General features: G+C 45.5%; 17 protein-coding genes. 6 read left to right on the top strand and 11 right to left on the bottom strand.

All coding sequences use genetic code 11. The features are described from left to right. Window positions 1-124 precede the first annotated feature (124 nt). From AC5JL3_RS20080 to AC5JL3_RS20055, 6 genes are all read right to left on the bottom strand, one after another. Entirely contained in the window at window positions 125-352 is a 228-nt protein-coding gene (locus AC5JL3_RS20080; RefSeq protein WP_496076153.1) for a hypothetical protein, read from the bottom strand. A gap of 139 nt (window positions 353-491) precedes the next feature. Then, window positions 492-776 carry a DUF2470 domain-containing protein gene (locus AC5JL3_RS20075; RefSeq protein ID WP_496076152.1) on the bottom strand — a complete coding sequence of 95 codons (285 nt, stop codon included), beginning with the start codon at window positions 774-776 and terminating at the stop codon, window positions 492-494. Window positions 777-844: 68 nt separating this feature from the next. Beyond that, window positions 845-1,798 (bottom strand): alpha/beta fold hydrolase, encoded by a 954-nt coding sequence (locus AC5JL3_RS20070; RefSeq protein WP_496076151.1) that lies wholly within the window; start codon window positions 1,796-1,798, stop codon window positions 845-847. A gap of 485 nt (window positions 1,799-2,283) precedes the next feature. Continuing rightward, the gene (locus AC5JL3_RS20065) at window positions 2,284-2,517 is read right to left on the bottom strand and encodes a hypothetical protein (protein ID WP_242058572.1); all 234 of its coding nucleotides are present in this window, start codon (window positions 2,515-2,517) and stop codon (window positions 2,284-2,286) included. A 631-nt stretch (window positions 2,518-3,148) separates the two neighbouring features. Then, complete coding sequence (locus AC5JL3_RS20060; protein WP_192219882.1) at window positions 3,149-3,382, bottom strand: hypothetical protein; 234 nt, start codon at window positions 3,380-3,382, stop codon at window positions 3,149-3,151. Window positions 3,383-3,706: 324 nt separating this feature from the next. Beyond that, entirely contained in the window at window positions 3,707-4,468 is a 762-nt protein-coding gene (locus AC5JL3_RS20055; protein ID WP_496076150.1) for an amino acid ABC transporter ATP-binding protein, read from the bottom strand. 327 nt (window positions 4,469-4,795) lie between these two features. Here AC5JL3_RS20055 and AC5JL3_RS20050 point away from each other — a divergent pair, with 327 nt between their 5' ends. Together AC5JL3_RS20050 and AC5JL3_RS20045 are read left to right on the top strand one after the other, a co-directional pair. After that, on the top strand, window positions 4,796-5,644 hold the full coding sequence (locus AC5JL3_RS20050; RefSeq protein WP_496076149.1) for a basic amino acid ABC transporter substrate-binding protein: 849 nt from the start codon (window positions 4,796-4,798) through the stop codon (window positions 5,642-5,644). A gap of 217 nt (window positions 5,645-5,861) precedes the next feature. Continuing rightward, entirely contained in the window at window positions 5,862-6,572 is a 711-nt protein-coding gene (locus tag AC5JL3_RS20045) for an amino acid ABC transporter permease (protein WP_496076148.1), read from the top strand. A 235-nt stretch (window positions 6,573-6,807) separates the two neighbouring features. Here the strand turns inward: AC5JL3_RS20045 and AC5JL3_RS20040 are convergent, their stop codons facing one another. The 3 genes from AC5JL3_RS20040 to AC5JL3_RS20030 all read right to left on the bottom strand — a co-directional run bounded on the left by AC5JL3_RS20040 (window position 6,808) and on the right by AC5JL3_RS20030 (window position 11,223). Next, window positions 6,808-6,996, bottom strand: a complete 189-nt coding sequence (locus tag AC5JL3_RS20040) for a CsbD family protein (protein ID WP_192219884.1) — start codon at window positions 6,994-6,996, stop codon at window positions 6,808-6,810. Window positions 6,997-7,219: 223 nt separating this feature from the next. Then, complete coding sequence (locus tag AC5JL3_RS20035; RefSeq protein WP_496076147.1) at window positions 7,220-8,596, bottom strand: response regulator; 1,377 nt, start codon at window positions 8,594-8,596, stop codon at window positions 7,220-7,222. A 383-nt stretch (window positions 8,597-8,979) separates the two neighbouring features. Further along, window positions 8,980-11,223: a hybrid sensor histidine kinase/response regulator gene (locus AC5JL3_RS20030; RefSeq protein ID WP_496076154.1), complete on the bottom strand. Its 2,244-nt coding sequence runs from the start codon at window positions 11,221-11,223 to the stop codon at window positions 8,980-8,982. A 275-nt stretch (window positions 11,224-11,498) separates the two neighbouring features. On the opposite strand from AC5JL3_RS20030, the gene AC5JL3_RS20025 reads away from it, so the two are divergent. Both AC5JL3_RS20025 and AC5JL3_RS20020 read left to right on the top strand, forming a co-directional pair. Then, the gene (locus AC5JL3_RS20025; protein ID WP_496076146.1) at window positions 11,499-12,674 is read left to right on the top strand and encodes a HetZ-related protein 2; all 1,176 of its coding nucleotides are present in this window, start codon (window positions 11,499-11,501) and stop codon (window positions 12,672-12,674) included. Window positions 12,675-12,855: 181 nt separating this feature from the next. Continuing rightward, window positions 12,856-14,097, top strand: coding sequence for an ATPase, T2SS/T4P/T4SS family (locus AC5JL3_RS20020; RefSeq protein ID WP_496076145.1), 1,242 nt, complete (start codon window positions 12,856-12,858; stop codon window positions 14,095-14,097). Window positions 14,098-14,153: 56 nt separating this feature from the next. On the opposite strand, the gene AC5JL3_RS20015 is transcribed toward AC5JL3_RS20020, so the two are convergent. Together AC5JL3_RS20015 and ruvC are read right to left on the bottom strand one after the other, a co-directional pair. Continuing rightward, window positions 14,154-15,098, bottom strand: coding sequence for a S1C family serine protease (locus AC5JL3_RS20015; RefSeq protein WP_496076144.1), 945 nt, complete (start codon window positions 15,096-15,098; stop codon window positions 14,154-14,156). Between the two features lie 354 nt (window positions 15,099-15,452). Next, on the bottom strand, window positions 15,453-16,004 hold the full coding sequence (gene ruvC, locus AC5JL3_RS20010) for a crossover junction endodeoxyribonuclease RuvC (RefSeq protein WP_496076143.1): 552 nt from the start codon (window positions 16,002-16,004) through the stop codon (window positions 15,453-15,455). 302 nt (window positions 16,005-16,306) lie between these two features. Here ruvC and AC5JL3_RS20005 point away from each other — a divergent pair, with 302 nt between their 5' ends. Beyond that, window positions 16,307-17,674 (top strand): gluconeogenesis factor YvcK family protein, encoded by a 1,368-nt coding sequence (locus AC5JL3_RS20005; protein WP_496076142.1) that lies wholly within the window; start codon window positions 16,307-16,309, stop codon window positions 17,672-17,674. Window positions 17,675-17,807: 133 nt separating this feature from the next. Beyond that, window positions 17,808-18,272, top strand: coding sequence for a tRNA (adenosine(37)-N6)-threonylcarbamoyltransferase complex ATPase subunit type 1 TsaE (gene tsaE, locus AC5JL3_RS20000; RefSeq protein WP_496076141.1), 465 nt, complete (start codon window positions 17,808-17,810; stop codon window positions 18,270-18,272). The last annotated feature ends 62 nt before the right edge of the window (window positions 18,273-18,334 follow it).

Genomic DNA, 18,334 nt, shown 5'->3' with positions numbered 1-18,334 from the left:
CACCAGTTTCTCAGGCAGGTATTTACCTGTCAAAATTTCTGTGGTGGACTACTAGGGTATGTCTAGTTGTTGGTTGTTGGTTGCAGCAGTAGTAGACAAAAAACGAGGTTACTCATTAGAGTCTCTAGAAAGGGGAGTAATAGAGCGTGTCTTGGTTTGGGGAGTCCGCGTTTTGATGGGAATCCTGATGTGGCTTTTCCTGTGCTGTGTGTGAAGTCTCCTTGGCTACAGCGTTGTCGAAAGCGTAACCGACTTGACGAATCCCTCCGCCAAATACAAGCATCAAAAACAGCAGTCCTGCAAAGGGCAGAGTCTTTTCAGTGGTTTTGTTGTTGTTAGCGATTTTGTTCATTGATGCAGCCAGAGCCTCACTTTATTACACGCTTTCTCTAGATTCAAGATTCTACGAGTAAAGGGAGGCATCAGTATAATTCTGATAAGAATTTGTTAAAGATTTCTGAAGAGAATAATTCTGCAATGGCGCAAGTAACCTATTTTGTAAGGGTTCTCGCTTGTTTAACCATTGCAATCAGCGTGTGATGAGCATCTTCAGAATCTTGGAGAGCATGATCAAATTCAATGCGTAGAGGCACCGACTCTCCCTTGACTTGCGTCATCAGGTTCATGCCAAGGGCATCAATGGAGAGCATTTGTGCGGCTTCTGTATCGGGAGAATTGCCAAAGGTTTGGGCATAGAGGGCGATAGCAGCGGCATGGTCTTCGTTCATGTGCTTACAAATGCGATCGCTTATTTCAGTCGAGAACTGTTCAGACATAGTTTGTACTCCGAAATGTACTACAGATTCAACTATCATTATTTAGTGAGTTCTGTTGCCCTTGTGAATTAGCACTTGAACTGCTTCACAAACTCAGCAACGACAGACACAAATTCAGTGGTTGACTCATACGGCAAAACATTACGACCAGGAATTTGACAACCCTGACCTTGGGGCAGATGCTTGAGGTACTGTGCCAATCGTTGCTCTGGTGTCTCCGCTTGACCACTACGGCTGATGCTGGTTGCTTCCTCTCCTACTACAACTAAAGTCGGTTGAGAAATCGATGCGATCGCTTTTTCATAGTTCTGTCGCCAGAATCCAGCGAGAAAGGAAAAAACTGCATAATGACTCGCGGGATTAGCCGCACCAGCTAAGAGAGTATCCAACCATTGAACATCAACATCTGAGCGGTCAGCAAATAGTTGACGCTCTGAAAATGATCGCAAAAATTGACGGCGACGAGCATAACGGTAGAACGCATTGCCCACAGGAGAGTCTAATACATTCCACGTGACTCTTTGTTGCCAACTTGGACTCTCTTCGGTCATCACTGCCCAAGCAGGTGGACCAGCCAGTACTAAACCTTTAATATAATTTGGCTCAGTTTGTTGTTGTACGAGAGCAAGCGCCACAACAACCTCCGCACCCTGTGCCAGCACAACTACAGGCTTTTTGACGACTGTCTGCAAAAAGTATTGCAACTGTTTAGCCCAATCGGCAGGCGTATAAGCAATGCGTGGCATATCACTCTCACCACATCCAAGCAAATCTGGGTTGTAAACCGGATTGTCGTAACCCGATTGACACCACTCTTGACAGAAGCGCTGCCAAAAGTTCCGAGATAATCCTACCCCGATTGGATGCAGTAATACTAGAGGAACGCCTTTGTCAGTCGTCGAATCCCCTGAGGTAAGCAATTCGTAACCACAGCGATAATCCTGCCAGGTATAAAACAGAGAAGGCAATGCTGTTATATCCTTAGTCTTCAGTGACTCTGGCACGGGAGAGTTGGGTGGCATAGTTACTATGTGTAATACGGGTAAGTATCAGCATGAAGAGTGGATGTATAATACGCACAATACTGCAACTACCTTAGATTGAATCAAGCTGAACTTCAGAGCAAAGTCAAGTACTGCTTTGTTTCACTTTCACATCCTGATGAATGCAAAAGACAGGGTTTAATCAGGATTTTGAAGACTTAATGAAGTCTGGTTAAGTTAGGTTGTCGGTTTCACCTGATTGAAATAAGATACATATATGTAATACAAGTTATACGTCAGTATTACTAGTAGTAAGTTTGCTACAAGAGAAATTCATCAACTTGTAGTGGACTTAGCGTCAAAGTGTCAATAGTTTTGTCTACCTCCTGCCTCTAGTTTCTGCAAGGGTGTATCTACCACACTAGTTTTTACTAGGAGAGATGCGTCTTTCCTAAGATAAGGGTGAATCTGCATCAAGGGTTTGACTTATGGCAAGCCTTGATGTGGGTAAATTCATTGTCTGTTTATGCCCAAGCGCCTACCTTCACTTCTGTGGGTTCCGAGTGAACAGCGACAGCAGCGGTCGTATGGTCTCCGAAAATGGGCTTATCTGTGTCAAGAATTTCTAAGACAATCCGGAAACTTTCGGCATCTAAATCAATTGTGCGTTCTCTCTCTCCATCAAAATAGGTAAACCAAAAGTGACCTTTGTTGTCCTGAGGTCTCCATAATGCCTGATAGCTTGCAATTCGTTTCATTTCCATCTCTATAGACTTTTCCTTTTGTCCGCTCCTCTAGTCTCTTCTTTCCAATTGTATACTTTTGTATAGTTTCTACCAAGAAGATTAAAGAGTTTGCAAAGATTGTAATATCTCGTTGTTAGCCTTCAACTTAGGGCGATCGCAATCAGACTCCTGTGTCACTTGTAAATTTGCTAGCGTTGATTTACAAAAACCCTAGGCAATCCAGTATTCAGCAGCATTGAAGACTTAAAACTGTTACTTTGATTTCTTGCGGAATTTAGATAAGTACAACAAGATGTAGGCGACGAATAGGAGTCATACATCAGCATTAGACCCGAAACAACTCACCCAATAGAAACACTGAAATTGCAAAGTTTTTTCTCTGGTCGAAAGTTAATAGATTCGAGAGGAAGCAAGCACCCCGGCGAGTAAGAAGTTTATTGGCAAGGTGTTGCACGTCCCTAGTAATGAACTAGTGAGTCAATCCTTGTACCCCCTATTTGGAGCATTCTAGAACTGTGCAACACCAACGGACAAGGCTTTAGCCAATTTCTCTTAAGAAAGCTTGAGATACTTACTCTCCTTAAGAAGCTTCTTAGAGATTGCTGTCTGTCCAAAAGTTAGAAGTTGAAAGTCATTTCTTCCCTTATGCCCATGCACCTACCTTAATCTCATTCGGCTGCGAATGAACGGCAATAGCTGAGGTTGTATGGTCGCCAAAAATTGGCTTATCTGTGTCAAGGACTTTCAGCATTGTCCGGAAGCTCTCTGCATCTAGATCAATTGTGCGTGCTTTTTCACCATCAAAATAGGTAAACCAAAAGTGCCCTCGATTGTCTTGTGGTCTCCATAAGGCTTGATAGCTAGTTATTCGTTTCATTTGTCCTGCCTTCCTTGCCTGCGTCATTGAGGTCATAATCTGTGATGCCTCTCTAGTCTCTTACCTCTAAGTGTATACTTTTGTTTCAGGATGAAGAAGAAACTCTCTTATAACATGAAAGATCAGGCAAAGGTTGAGTGCTTTTCTCTCAGAAAGGGTTTTCAGTTCTCATCTGGCAGAATACCGTAAATCAGACTTTAAGACTTGATGTTATCTATTAGCTTGACGACGAATTTATTGCCCTGAGAGAAAAATATATTGGAAGCGATTGTAGCTTTGCCGCACCCTATAAATTGCGAAAAGATTATAGGCGCTACTTTCGCTTCATTGGCTCACAAAGCTCATGCGACTCAAGAAAGCGCGTAGGCGATCGCTTTTAGGATCATTCAGCACTTGTTGGGCTTTGCCTTCTTCTTCTACCTGACCCTTGTTTAAGAACAGCACCCGATTCGCTACTTCACGGGCAAACTGCATCTCGTGAGTGACGACTACCATCGTCATCCCTTCTTCTGCCAGTTGCTGCATTACTAGTAGGACTTCCCCCACGAGTTCTGGATCGAGGGCACTCGTTGGTTCATCAAATAACATGATTTGAGGGTTCATACACAAACTCCGGGCAATCGCTACCCGTTGCTTCTGTCCACCCGATAGTTGTTCTGGATAAGCGATCGCCTTTTCCGGCAAACCTACCTTCTCCAAATAAAATTGAGCTTGCTTCTCACTCTCAGCACGAGACTGTCCAAGTACCTGACGCGGGGCTAACATCAAGTTTTCCAGCACACTTAGATGGGGAAACAGGTTGAACTGCTGAAAAACCATCCCTACCTGTGTCCGGAGTCTCCGCAAGTGCTTCTGGCTGAGTTTGGGAGACGATAGATCTATCCCATTGACAACTAAACGCCCGCCGTTAATTGTCTCTAAACGATTGAAGCAGCGTAGGAGTGTACTCTTGCCACAGCCAGAAGAACCGATTACTGCGACAACTTCTCCCCGGTTAATCGAGCCACTGATGCCTTGCAGTACCTTTAGAGAGCCAAAGCTTTTTTCAATCTGTTCAAATGCGATCGCCGGAGTAGAATCCTCCATATCCAGTCCTAAATGCGGGCTTAGCTCGACTTGCTATAAGAGACTATCTCACCATTCTTGCCGTAAATTGTAGCAGTTATCACATTCACTTGAGTCAGTCAAAGCTCAAACTAGCTATTGAGCGATTTGCTTACAGTCTCAATAGGATGAGCCTTCTGGCAAACACTCCTCCAAAGGCACAAGCCTTCCTACTGAAAAGCTGTAAGGTAACATAAACTCAAAGAACCAAAGCTTTGTCTCTACAGCTATTAATAAACTTCTACTAAAGGTTTATTCGCTTTATGAGGCAGTTTCTCTAGGTAGGATGATAAGAGGAAATGAGGAACGATGATTAGATTTACAGGTATCCGTTGGTGGCGTCAGTTCGCCCTTGCCCTAGGCTGTTTGATGCTAGTTATTGCCTGTAACAACACTGCTCCTAATTCTACGGATGCTGGCAGTAGCCCTTCAGGTGCAGGTTCAAATCCGGCTGCCGCAGGTAAAACTCTCAAAGTAGCAACTGATCCAACTTTTGCACCCTTTGAATTTCAAGGGCCTGATGGGCAGATTCAAGGATTTGACATTGACATCATTAACAGCATTGGTAAGGCGGAAGGTTTCCAAGTAGACCTTGAGAGTATGCGGTTTGATGGCATGATTGGAGCTTTACAGGCAGGTTCTGTTGATACGGCTATGGCTGGAGTGACTATCACCCCTGAGCGAGCAAAAGTCATCGACTTCTCAAAACCTTACTTTAAAGCCGGACTTGCGATCGCAGTTCCAGAAAAAAACACTGATATCACTGATTTAGACAGCCTCAAAAATAAAAAAATTGCTGTACAAATTGGTACAACTAGTGCTGATGAAGCCAAAAAAGTTTCTGGAGCCAAAATCAGCACATTTGATAGCCCAGATCTTGTTCTTCAAGAAGTAGTTAATGGTAATGCAGATGCCGCAATTAATGATAAGGCTGTTACCTTGTATGCGTTCAAAACGGGTAGCCTCAAAGGTCTAAAACTCGTTGGAGAACAGCTCACCGCAGAATACTATGGCATTCCCACCCCTAAAGGTTCAGAAAACCTGGAGTCTATCAATAGAGGTTTAGACACCATTATTAAAGATGGAACCTACGCTCAAATCTACAAGAAGTGGTTTGACGAAGAACCTCCTAAACTTCCAGAAACTGCACCGATCTAATACCAAAGCTGGTAGGCATCGTCAAACACAACTTATTGCTTTGGGAGGGACTACAAGATAGGAAGTAGCAATACCAATTTCTAAAACGTTGCTGAACATCTGCCAGCAACGTTCCTTTTCCCCTCCCCAACAATCTTTCTTCAGCAATACGGTGAAATAGTAGAACTGTGTAAACTTCCGAATCCCGAATCCCCAACTCATCACCCTTAACTAAGTCGTGCTTGAATCCCTTAACATTATCTTCCAAGCCATGCCTACACTGCTCTTGGGCGCTGTAGTTACCCTACAACTGACTGTAATGTCGGGTATTCTGGGTATGATTGGAGGTTCCCTGATTGGTATTGCTCGTCTTTCCCCTTCTGCACCTTTACGCTGGATTACTAGGGCGTATATAGACTTTTTCCGGGGAACACCAATGCTGGTGCAGATTTTCATGATTTACTTTGGGTTACCCCCCTTATTGCGAGGATTTGGCATTCCCTTGAGATTAAATCCTCTAACAGCGGGTGTACTTGCCCTTAGTATTAACAGTGCTGCCTATATTGCCGAGACGGTTCGAGCGGGTATCCAGTCGATTGAGTTAGGGCAATCAGAAGCGGCTCAGTCGCTAGGTTTGGGTTCAGTACAAACCATGCGGTATGTAATTTTTCCCCAAGCCTTGCGGCGGATGCTGCCCCCCTTGGGCAACGAATTTATCTCGTTGCTCAAAGACACCAGCTTAGTTGCTGTTATTGGCTTTGAAGAATTGTTTCGCCGTGCTCAATTGATTGTGGCAAACAACTACCGTCCTTTTGAAATTTATGCAGGTGTTGCCCTCTCTTACTTAGTGTTGACTATCCTCTCCTCACAAGTCTTTAGTCTCTTAGAAAAGTGGATGAACCCTATCCAACGAGCAAAGAGAGCTAACGCCCAATTGGTTAGACAGTGACATTTTCTATCCCAAATCGTTCAAGTGTGAAAGTGGCAAAGCAAGCCCCCTCAGACTCTACTTTTTAGACCTTTTTAGCTGAAGGGGTGACGAATAAGCTGAAGGCTGGATGAAAATACATATAAAAAACCAGCAGATGATTTGTCTGCTGGTTTTTTTTACATACGTCAGGAACTTTAGTTCAAGGAATCAGGAAAAACGAAGATACCGAGTGATAGTAAGCTTGCTACAACTCCTAAGCTTTATCAATTATTTCCTTTGCTTTGTCTTTGATATCTTCTCTTGCGTGAATTGCTGCTGCTTCGTCTTGTTTGGCTTGCCCTTCTACTTTATCTTTTGGGTCACCCGTAATTTCACTAGCCACCTCTTGAATTTTGCCTTCAATATTCTTGGCAATTGCCTCTGCCCGGTCTTCTACGCTCATTTGAAACTCCTGCAAACAAATCAACGTGTACTCTTCTACTATTACTATGAGAAACTAATGGAATAAATTACATCTCTCAGGAGTTAGAGATTTATACAAGAAAAAGCGGGACTTTAGATAGATGAAATAAAGTATATCTTGATAATTTAGAAAATTAACGAAGTAGAACGGCAATTAATAATTACACTTAGCCTGCAATAAAACCATCCCAAGGTGCCTTTGTCTATTGGGGTGTTAATCCCAACCGTGCTTGACAACGTTCCATGTAAAGCTTAGCGATCGCATCGGTAGGATTTTGTTCGATTATCTGCTGGAAATATTCACTAGCACTAGCATAATCTTTCTGGTGCAATGCCTCAATCCCTGAATCATAGGCTGATTGCGATTGCAGTTTTGTCTTATCCAATATCTGACTTGATGTCCCCAAAATTTCATAAAGGTTAAGAACTTGCTGCTTGCCACGAGGCGTTACACAATCAACCCAACGGCTGTAATAGGAAAGTGAAGGGTTAGGAGTAATTTCGCTATTACTTTGAGCGTCGAGGCTTGCTTTTTTTAAATTCGCTCTAACATGGGCAAGTGTCATCCCACTAGCAAGGATGGGGCAATCGTAAAGCTTCGTTAATTCTTCTAATCGCGCTGCTGTGTTTACGACATCGCCTATTACTGTAGAATCCATACGATTATCAGAGCCAACCGTACCGATTAAGCCAATTCCGGTGTGAATGCCAATACCAACCTTAATCGGCTGTTCCAGATTGAACTTTTTGCGATCGCGATTAAACTCACTGAGGTTCTGTAACATTGTGACAGCAGCATTTAACCCGTCTTCGGCGTGGCTTTCAACACGGTCAAAAACCGCAAAAATCGCGTCTCCCAGGAATTTATCAACAAAGCCATGATGAGCAGTAATAGCCTGACTCATCTGGGTAAAGAATGCATTGAGCCATTCAAAGGTTTGCATGGCTGTCTGGGATTCTGCAATTGTAGTAAAGCCTCGGATATCACAGAACAAGACAGTCAGTTCTTCTTCCCTGGCATTTCCTAATTGAATTGATTCAACACCTTTAGGAGCAATTCGGTTAAGATACTGCTCCGGTACAAACAGCCGAAACTTTTCTGAGATGTAGTCATTAACCTCCCAAGCCGCTGCGATTTGTTTTCGGGATTGTTCTTTTACTTGTTGGCTAATCTCAGACTGGACTTGTTGCGATCGCATCTTATTTAAGCGCAAGATGCTAGCAATTTTTGTTAAAAGTAGCTGGCTATTAATTGGTTTGGTGAGGTAATCATCTCCCATCATCTCCAGCCCTCGCAAGCGGGAGTGGTCATCATCCAAAGCGGTGAGAAACACTACGGGTATAGTGTTTAACCGCTCATCTTCCCGTAAGCGACGGCAAACCTCAAAACCGTCCATTTTTGGCATCATGACATCCAATAAAATCAAGTCAGGCTTTGATTGGGCCGCAATTTCTAGCGCTTCTGTTCCTGATTCTGCTAACACAGGGACATAACCTTCACAAAGTAATAACTCTTCTAGAAGGAATAAATTAGTAGGGTCGTCATCGACTAGCAGTATACGCGGCGTAGGGTTTGGCATAAACCTGACAAAAATCTATAACTACAGAGTGGTACGCTCAGCGCAAAACCACTTTGCTTGGTAGATAAGGAGCGCCTTTCACGTTGGTGGTTTGTGTAACTCCACCTCAAACGCAAGTAACTAAAAATACACAATTCGCCTAGATACCCCTGAATCGTCGTTGCCTTACTCTCGTAGATTCTATTAACGACAGTGAGGAAGAAAAAGTGCAAGTAGTCTATTGGTTATGAGATGAGACAATTAAACATTTCTTTACACATTAAAACACACCTATCTAGTGATGGTAATCACTCAACTGGTATATCTCTTTAGCTTAAAGAGACTTTGATCTTCTCTCCTTTGGTTACTCGTGATTCACACTGAGGGAAGATGGACTTTCAATGTCAGGGAGAAGAATCCCTAGGTTCCTCTTGAGTCTCAACAAAAGAGCGAACAGTGGTAATGACTGTTTCCACATTTAAAGGCTTGCTTAAGTAGTTATCAGCACCCGTGGCAAGAGAGCGATCGCAATCATCTGCCATTCCCGTAACTGCAATAACAGGTACACTCTGCCAAAGGGGATGGGCTTTTAGTTGACGAATCAGCTCAAATCCATCAACCTTGGAGAGGTGGATATCCATCAAAACCAGGTGCGGTAAGGTCTCAGGAGTTACCAGCGAGTGCAGTTTGTCCAGCATCATCTGACCATCGTAAATGACCTCAACGGCATACCCTTCGAGTTCCAACACCTCAGAAATCAAGGCTTGGTCGAGGAACTGGTCTTCCACTACCAAAATTCGTTTTGCATGACTCAGTGCTAGTTCCTGGTTGAGGACAGAAGAATCAGGCTGTTGAGAATCACTCACCCGTCTCTTAGATGCTAAATTAGAGTGCCTTTCCTTTAGGGGGAGCCAGACACGGAATGTACTACCGCAGTTTTCTTGCGATTCTACAGAAACCGTACCACCATGAAGTTCTGCGAGTCGCTTCGTTAGCGCTAACCCTAAGCCTGTTCCTTCATGTCGCCGTGTCAAAGAAGAGTCTACCTGTTGAAACGGGTGGAACAGTAGATGCAGCTTGTCTTCAGGAATGCCGATTCCACTGTCTTTGACTTCCAGGCACAAATAAGGCGCACTTGCCTTAACAGGGCTGCGATCGGGTCGGAATAATTCCTGTTCTAGATCAGTTCCATAAGCAAGGCGCCCACTCAACTTTACGGTGCCTCCCTCTGGAGTGAATTTGACTGCATTCGCTAAGAGGTTAATCACAATTTGGCTGACACGACGCTCATCCAGAACTGCCTGATGTAGACGGAAGTCGAGTTCTAGTGATAGCGCCAGTTGTTTTTTCTCAGCACGAGGCTGAATCATTCTTAGGCAGTGGGTACATAGCTTCTGAATGGAGACGGGAGCAAGATTAAGGTCAGCTTTCCCGGCTTCAATCCTCGACAAATCAAGAATATCGTTAATCAGTTGCAGTAAGTGCCGACCACTTTTTTCAATCACTTGGACGTGAGTAAGCTGGCGATCGCTTAGGGTACCACCTCTGCCACGCTGCAACAAATCTGAAAATCCCAAAATGCTGTTGAGGGGGGTTCGCAGTTCGTGGGACATGGAGGCAAGAAATTCTGACTTAAGCTGAGAGACTCGCTCTAACTCTTCATTCACACGCTGGAGGTGTTCTTGAGCCTGGGCACGTTCTATAGCAACACCTAAGGTACGGCAAGCTGCAAGTAGCATATCTTGTTGGGGAGCGTCCTGAAGCTTCTGTCCGTCGCGGGATTCTAAAGTCAAGACACCGATAATTTTGCCAGTGGCGCTAGGAATCGGAAAAATCCCTAGTTGACCAATACCTGGATGGCGGAAAGCAGGAACGGCTTGAGGGTGATTTTTGTAATCCTCGATGAATAGAGGTTCGCCAGTTTCCACAACCTGCCAGAGCAGCCCTTCACCGTAGGGTATCCCTCGCTTTAGCAGGGATTCCATCTCTCCCACAGCGACGGTGCCATAGGTGGCAATGAACTCACAGGAGATTTCATTGGTGAGAATTCCCGCCTGGGCATCTTTCCCTTCACCTTGAATCACCTTCACATCCCCGAATGCCGCTCCCATTGTCTCAACTAAGTAAGACAGAGCAAATTGCCCAATTTCTAGCAACTCACTAGCCGGTTGTAGCCGTTCTGTAAGACCTTGTAAAAAACTTAGACGCTTAATTTCGGCGTTTAAAGTAGTCTCCATGAGCGTTGCTTCCCGCAGGGCTTGCTCTTTAGCCGTTACGTCACGAAAGCTTAATAGGTATCCACCATCGGATATCACGGTAGCATCTACCTCAAGATAGATGCCATTGGGTTGTTCTAGTGAGAAAGAAATGTTTTGGCTGTCGGTTGGTGGTATTATGGCTTGCATATGTCTACATTGAACGGGTGTCCAGTAGCCATAGGCAACAACCTGAGCGCATACTTCGTGAAAATGAGGCTGTTGAACCAACCAGTCTGCTGATAGTCCCCAAATTTGCGCGAGTTTCTGATTAAACAAAACCAGATGGTGCGATGGATTAAAAAGGGCGATCGCGTTGTCCACATGGTTCAGAATTAGCTGTTGCTCTTCCTTTAACCGCTGCAAATGCGTCTCAATTTGCTCAGGTTGCATAATTTTCATCAGCGTTAGTGAGAGCTATGTAGTAGACCATTTCCTAATTTAGGAAACGTAACACTTAGAGAGGGTGAATCAATCTTCCTAGGGTAGTGATCTAGAACACCTAAGATAAGCGATCTCAACAGTACCAGGGTATGTTCTGCGTCAAAGTGCCAGTGTGATGCTCAAAGCAGGGGTAACGGGGTGTGATCACTTCTATCTAAAGGTAGATATGTTCCAATGGAGAGCAGCCGCAAAAAACACAATAAGTGTAGCAAGAGAGGGTTGTCATGCAAACTTTAAAACAGGGGTTCGAGGAGAGCAATCTCATGACATTGGCGGACGAACTGGAGCAAGATTGGCGAGATCGCCTAGCAAGTGACTACCCAACTTTAGGCTCAGTTACTAGCCAAAGTATTGTTCGCTGGTTACTTGGAGACAATGTAGAGCGCTTTGAGACGTTACTACCGAACCAGTTAGCGATCGCCAAGCAAGCGATGGACTATCGCTATCGAATTTTGCGGCAACGCTACCTTGGGGTGGAACCCGTTCGGGCTTATCGTAATTTAACCAATCGGTTAGGCGGATTAGTAACCCTTCGGAATAAAATCCGCACCTGGGTTTCGCTTAGCCGCGATCGCCAACGAGCCGTTGCGGATGTTTTACAAGAAGTCATTCAAGAGTTGTTGAATAGCGATCGCTACATTCAAAAGCAAATTGCTTGGATTGCTCAGTGTACTGACGATACCCGCCTCCGTGACGCTTTATTACTGACTACGGTTGAAGAATATTGTCTACGCCCAATCCGTAACCAGCCTCTACTAGTGTATCGTTTTGTTAACTTTTTGCGTCGCTCTCAGCGTGGTGGGATGACCCATGTGCCAGAGGGGGACATGGTACGGCTGGTTTCAGAGGAAATGACCCTCGATGATACCGATTCACCTGTGAGTTTATTGGATAGCCAAGCAACAGCCGACTATCAAGATACCCAAGCTTTTGAGGAACAACAGACACTGCGGCTGTCTGTCCGTCAAGAATTTGAGGATTACTTGCGGGAAACGGAAAACCTAGGCCCTGTAGCCGCGCAATGGCTCCGGCTCTACCTTCAAGGACAGTCTCAAGAAGCGATCGCAAGTGCCTTAAATATGCCTGTCAAGCAGGTTTACCGACTGCGGGAAAAAATCAGCTACCATGCGATTCGGGTATTTTCTATCAAAGCGAAGCCGGAATTAGTCGCAAGCTGGCTAGAAACCTCCTTGCGGGAGCATAGCTTGGGGCTAACACCTGTGCAGTGGCAAGAATATTGGGAAACTCTGACACCTGAGCAGCAGCAGTTAATTGATAAATTGAAATCAGGGAAAACTGTAGACGCGATCGCCAAGGACTTAAACTTGAAAATTAACCAGGTCGTGGGTGAATGGAGTAAGCTTTATTTGGCGGCTCAAGCGCTAAGAAGTGCTTCCTAAACCCAGGCAAAATTGTAAGGTTGAGGTAGTACTTCAACTGAAATTTATTACATAACCCTCGCTCAAAATCTAAGTAGGGTGGCTCAGCGAGTAATACTCGCCAACCCCTAACTTAAAATTCTTTTGAAACTGCGTTCCTGGGGCATCTCGACCAGTCGCCACTCAGGTTGGAGAAACTTTTATGGTGTCCTTACCAAGCCACCCAGACCCGTCCGAACCTCATACACAGTCAACCTCTTCTCCATCTCCGATAAAAAATTTCTCTGAGGTAGAGACCGAGCATATGTTTCGGCTGATTGACAGCATTCTGCCTTTTGAAGCTTGCTTGTACTATCAGTTTTTACCCCTCGCTTTGGAAGGAAAACATCTAAAGCTGGGTATGGTAGTACCTCAAGACTCTTCAGCGCTAGATTATGTCCGTCACATCCTGGCTTACCTAAACTGCTCACTTAAGACAGAACAGATTACAGCTAGCGTTCATCAGGTAATGCTTTCCGCGTACCTGAATCATTCCCACACCTCCCCATCGCCCAAAACGCAAGCACCTCAGAAGAAACATAAAGTTCCCCGATCTGAGCAACCGACACTGATTTTAGATGATGCTCTAGAACCTGAGAGTGAATCTACGGACTTGTCACCAGCACCAACGAGATCGTCTGGACTATCCCCTACAGTATCAGCTCAGCGATCGCGAGTACCAAGTCCCATACCCTCAAATCTGCCAACCGAAAGGAGTGAAGAAGCAGCCCCTTCCACAGCGATGATACCAGCCCCTGTCGCTTTACCCCCAGTTGAGGCTGTGCCAATCCTGGAAGTGCAAGCGCGGTATCTATCTCAGCCGATAGAATTTATCGCGACATTAGCGCCTCAACACCTCTTACAAGAGTTGTTAGGTCGAGTCTTGCTAGGTGGCATTGGTCGGTTGTATTTCGAGCGGCAAGCTGATCAAGGTCGCATTCTGTGGAGTCAAGATGGTGTATTGCAGTCTGTGATTGAGAGACTAACCTTACCCGTGTTTCAGGGTGTAATTATCGAACTCAAGCGCGTCGTACAATTACCCCTACTTCCCGTCATCCAACCCAAGCAGGTCGAGGTTGAGCGACGCTACCAGGAAGAATCTCTATTACTGCGTTTGCGGGTGATGCCAGGTACCCACGGAGAAGAAGCAACGCTTCAGGTATTGCGAGGAGTTGCTTTGAAATTCTATCAACGCCAACAATTGGAAAAGCTAAGTCAGGACGCTTTGAAACTAGCTCAACAGTTACAACGAAAGTTAAATGAAATTCGCGATCGCTCTTCTCGCCATCCCACAACCATAGAAACCCTACCAGCTCTTAACCAAATGTTACAAGGTTTAGATAAACAGCTCAAAGCACTCACCGCACTACAAGCGAGTCAGCACTCCGACAACCCCCTCGAATAAACTGGCAACAAATTGAACTTTAGATTAGACACTCCAACTAACAACCAACAACCAACCTAAAAATTCACCCGTACATCTGCTAACCGACGATTTCGTGCCACTGTAAGCACAGCCGAAGCTGGCTGCCTCTCCAAAAAAGCTTGCAAATCTTGAATGCCCCGAAGACGACGACCATTAATGGCGATGAGTTGATCTCCACGCCTCAGTCCGATAGTAGCTGCCAAGGAACCAGGCTGTACTCCCAAAACGAGCAGTGTCCCTGCATCGACAGTGATGCCAAAGCGAGGAGTTGAAGGAGAGGAAGCCACGTTACTGCTAGTCGGATTGCTGTTGTTGCGGTTTTGCTCAATAAAATCCCTAGCGATTACAGCACTGGTTGCGAAGCCAATTCCTGTATTGCCTCCCCCGTTTGGGCTAAGAATAGCTTTGTTTACACCGATAAGTTCACCCCGCGAATTGAGCAACGGACCTCCGGAATTTCCTGGATTCAGCGCTGCATCCGTTTGCAAATCGCCATCGGGAGCAATCCGGCTCAAGATGCCAGTGGTTAACGTTCCTGACAGCCCAAAGGGACTACCAATAGCAAACACTCTTGCTCCGACTTGAATGCCTTCTGAACTAGACAGCCGCACTGTCGGGAAACGGTCAGTCGTATCCAGTCGTAATAGCGCTAAGTCATTACGGCGGTCAATCGCTATCACGCGCCCGGTGTAGCGCTTACCTGCCGTCGTACTCACACTGACTAGACCCCCTCTAGCGCTCCGAATAACGTGTTCGTTGGTCAAAATTAGTCCCTCTGGGCTAACAATGCTGCCAGAACCGGAACCTCTACCCGTGCTAATCGTGACTACTGCAGGGCTAGCAAAGCGATAGACATCAATGCTAGTTTGTTCTTCACCCGGCGCTTGGGCAAGAACAGTAGAGACAGGAACACTACCCCAAACAGGAGTATTGAGTAAACAAAGGGAAGCCACACACAATAACAAACGCTCAGGTTTCATAACACTCAAATGCAAGACGCTTTTGTTTTAGACATAGAACAGTTGAAATTCTGAAACCCTATTAGAGGTTGGGTTTGGCAATCGAAACTCCTCGCTCTAAAAAGGTATAAGTCGTCAAACTTAAGTGGGATGACTCAATAATAGTTTTGACGCAGACTGAGCAAATGTGTTTCTGTAACAACAGCACATAAGGCGTTGGACAAGCGATCGCACTTCAAATCGTTTAGTTATAGCAAGCAGCACTCAGCACTCAGCTTTCAGCCAAATATCTCTTGCTAAGGGTCATAGCCTCCGTTGATGTCCTAATCTATACTTCGACTGCTATATGGAGTGCAACTGGAATGTGGAGCAACCTTAGGACTGATGAAACCAGGCAGTCAAAGCAACTGCCAAAGCATCTGCCGCATCATCGGGTTTAGGGATGCTCTCCAAATTCAACTCCTGTGCTACTGCCTGCTGCACCTCATACTTGTCAGCATTGCCATAGCCCGTTAATGCCTGCTTAATTTGAGCTGGTGTATACTCCACCATGGGGACTTTATGCTGTGCCAACACTAACATCAAGACACCCCTTGCCTGAGCTACCGTAATCGTGCTACTCATCCGATAGAAAAAAAGTTTCTCAATTGCTACGAGATCAGGTTGCCACTGTTCCATCAGGGTGTGCAAGTCGTCATAAATCGTACAGAGTCGCGAGCCTATCTCAGTCCGCGCCGGGGTCTGAATCACCCCAAAATCTAGTAACCTCACTAGATCTACCTGTGGGTTTGCTTGAGTGTCTGTACTGACACCTGCATAGGCTCCTTTCAAGTCCCGCTCACGGTTTTTTTCTGCCTTTTGGCAGAGAATCGCCCCGAACCCCAAAATGGCTAGTCCTGGGTCGAGTCCCAAAATTCGTTGTTCCATCTGCCTCGTTGCGGGAAACGTCTGTCCAGTGTATTACCCTAAATTCTGGCAAAGGGCGAAGGGAACGTCCCGCCTTGCGATCGCAAACTTTTCATCATAATGGTTCTTCTACTAGATGTTGTATTGATCACACATTAGTGCAATTTTCTAAATGTATCCTGGTGGGCACTCATTCACGCTTAATAACTAAAATGGCAACTTCATACGACAAGACCTGTTAAATCGATTCACCTACTTGAGTGATTCGACCGCACTTGGTTAAAGTCTATCCAGTCTTAGTATTCCCCCGACTTGTATCAGTAATGTCCTCAATCAGTCTCTTCAAACAAGCCTTACGCACCCTGCAACACGAATCCAGAGGTCGGACACCCCGGCGATTTAATCGCTGGTTCAAGTGGTTAGCGCCTGGATTATTTGTAAAACGTTGGTTGCTTTTAAGTGCGAGTGGTGTCCTACTGACAAGTCTGGGGTTAGCAATATGGGTAAAGCTGACCCCGATTTTTTACTTAATTGATTTCACGGCGCGACTCTTGGAGACAATCGCAACGATTATCCCCAATTATGTATCAGGCCCAATTGCGATTACCTGTGGTTTGGTCTTGATTTTCTGGGGGCAAACCCGGACAGTTGGCTCGATTACCGAGGTATTAAAGCCTGGGAAAGATCAAGAACTGGTGGATGTGCTGATGGCGCATCGCCGACTGCATCGGGGACCCAAAATTGTTGTGGTTGGCGGCGGTACGGGTCTTTCTACCCTCCTCAGAGGGCTGAAGGTCTACAGTGCTAATATTACGGCTATTGTCACTGTGGCAGATGATGGAGGTTCAAGTGGGCGGCTACGGCAAGAGTTTGGGGTGCTACCGCCGGGAGATATTCGCAACTGCTTGGCAGCGTTGGCAGACCAAGAAAAGCTATTGACGGAACTATTTCAATACCGCTTTAAGACAGGTAACGGTTTGGTCGGTCATAGTTTTGGTAATTTGTTCCTGACAGCAATGAGCGACATTACCGGAGACTTAGAACGAGCGATCGCAGCTAGTTCTCAAGTATTAGCGGTGCGGGGACGAGTGTTACCCGCAACGCTGAGTGATGTTCGCCTCTGGGCAGAATTAGCCGATGGACGTCGGATCGAAGGGGAATCAAATATTACAGAGGCTAATGGTAAAATCACCAACATTGGTTGTATTCCTGCCAATCCCCCCGCTTTACCTGCCGCTCTCAAGGCAATTAAGGAAGCCGATTACATTATCATCGGTCCCGGTAGTCTCTACACCAGCATTATTCCTAATCTCTTGGTGCCAGAAATTGCTGACGCGATCGCGTCTCGCTCGATTCCTCGCATTTATGTTTGTAATATCATGACCCAGCCCGGTGAAACGCAGGGCTATACCGTCTCAGACCACATTAGAGCAATTGACGAAGCTTGTGGTAAAAACCTATTTAACGCTGTCTTGGTGCATCGGAAAGTCCCTTCGGCTCAGTCTTTGATTAACTATGCTCAAGTCAATTCACATCCTGTATTTCTGGATCGAGAAGAGATCGCTAACTTAGGTCGTCGGATTGTTCTCTCAAATGTAATGGATGAGGATGTACATACCAATTTCGTGCGCCATAATCCTGAACGGCTAGCACGAGTGTTGCTACGGTGGTACAGTCGTGCTCATGTTTAGTTAGTTGTTGGTTGTTAGACACCATGAGCTATCGCTCACTAACATTGCGATGAAAATCCCTAACCCCTACCACCTACAACCTAACCCCTAACACCTAACACCTATTTTCAGATTAGGCATAATTCAATAGCAAATGGCTACAATTTTTCTTGCAAATGCTGAGGCAACGCGATCGCTTGGGCTAAGTTTAGGACAATCTCTCCCGGCAGGAAGTGTGATTTTGCTGGAAGGAGACCTAGGTGCTGGTAAAACTACTCTGGTTCAAGGTATTGGTGAAGGGCTAGGCATCACAGATTCAATTGTTAGCCCTACCTTCACCTTAATTAACGAGTATCTGGAGGGGCGTTTGCCGCTCTACCACTTAGATTTGTATCGCTTGGAACCCGAAGAAGTCACAGCGTTGAACCTGGAAAGCTACTGGGAGGGTGTAGAGTTTGAGTTAGGGATTGTAGCGATCGAGTGGGCAGAACGCTTGTCTTACAAACCACAACGTTATCTCAGCATTTGCCTGAACTATTCTGTGGATACTGGGCGTCAGGCTTCCCTGATTCCGGTGGGTAACTTTGACATCAGGGTAAACGCATCTCACTTTTCTTGACAAAACAGCAATTATTAAGATGTAAGCTAATGGACATCAGCACCGACATCAATGTGCTGTGA

This window comes from Symplocastrum torsivum, from assembly GCF_059505465.1.
Note: the sequence above shows the minus strand (reverse complement) of the source record. Positions and strands in the feature narration are given on the sequence as shown.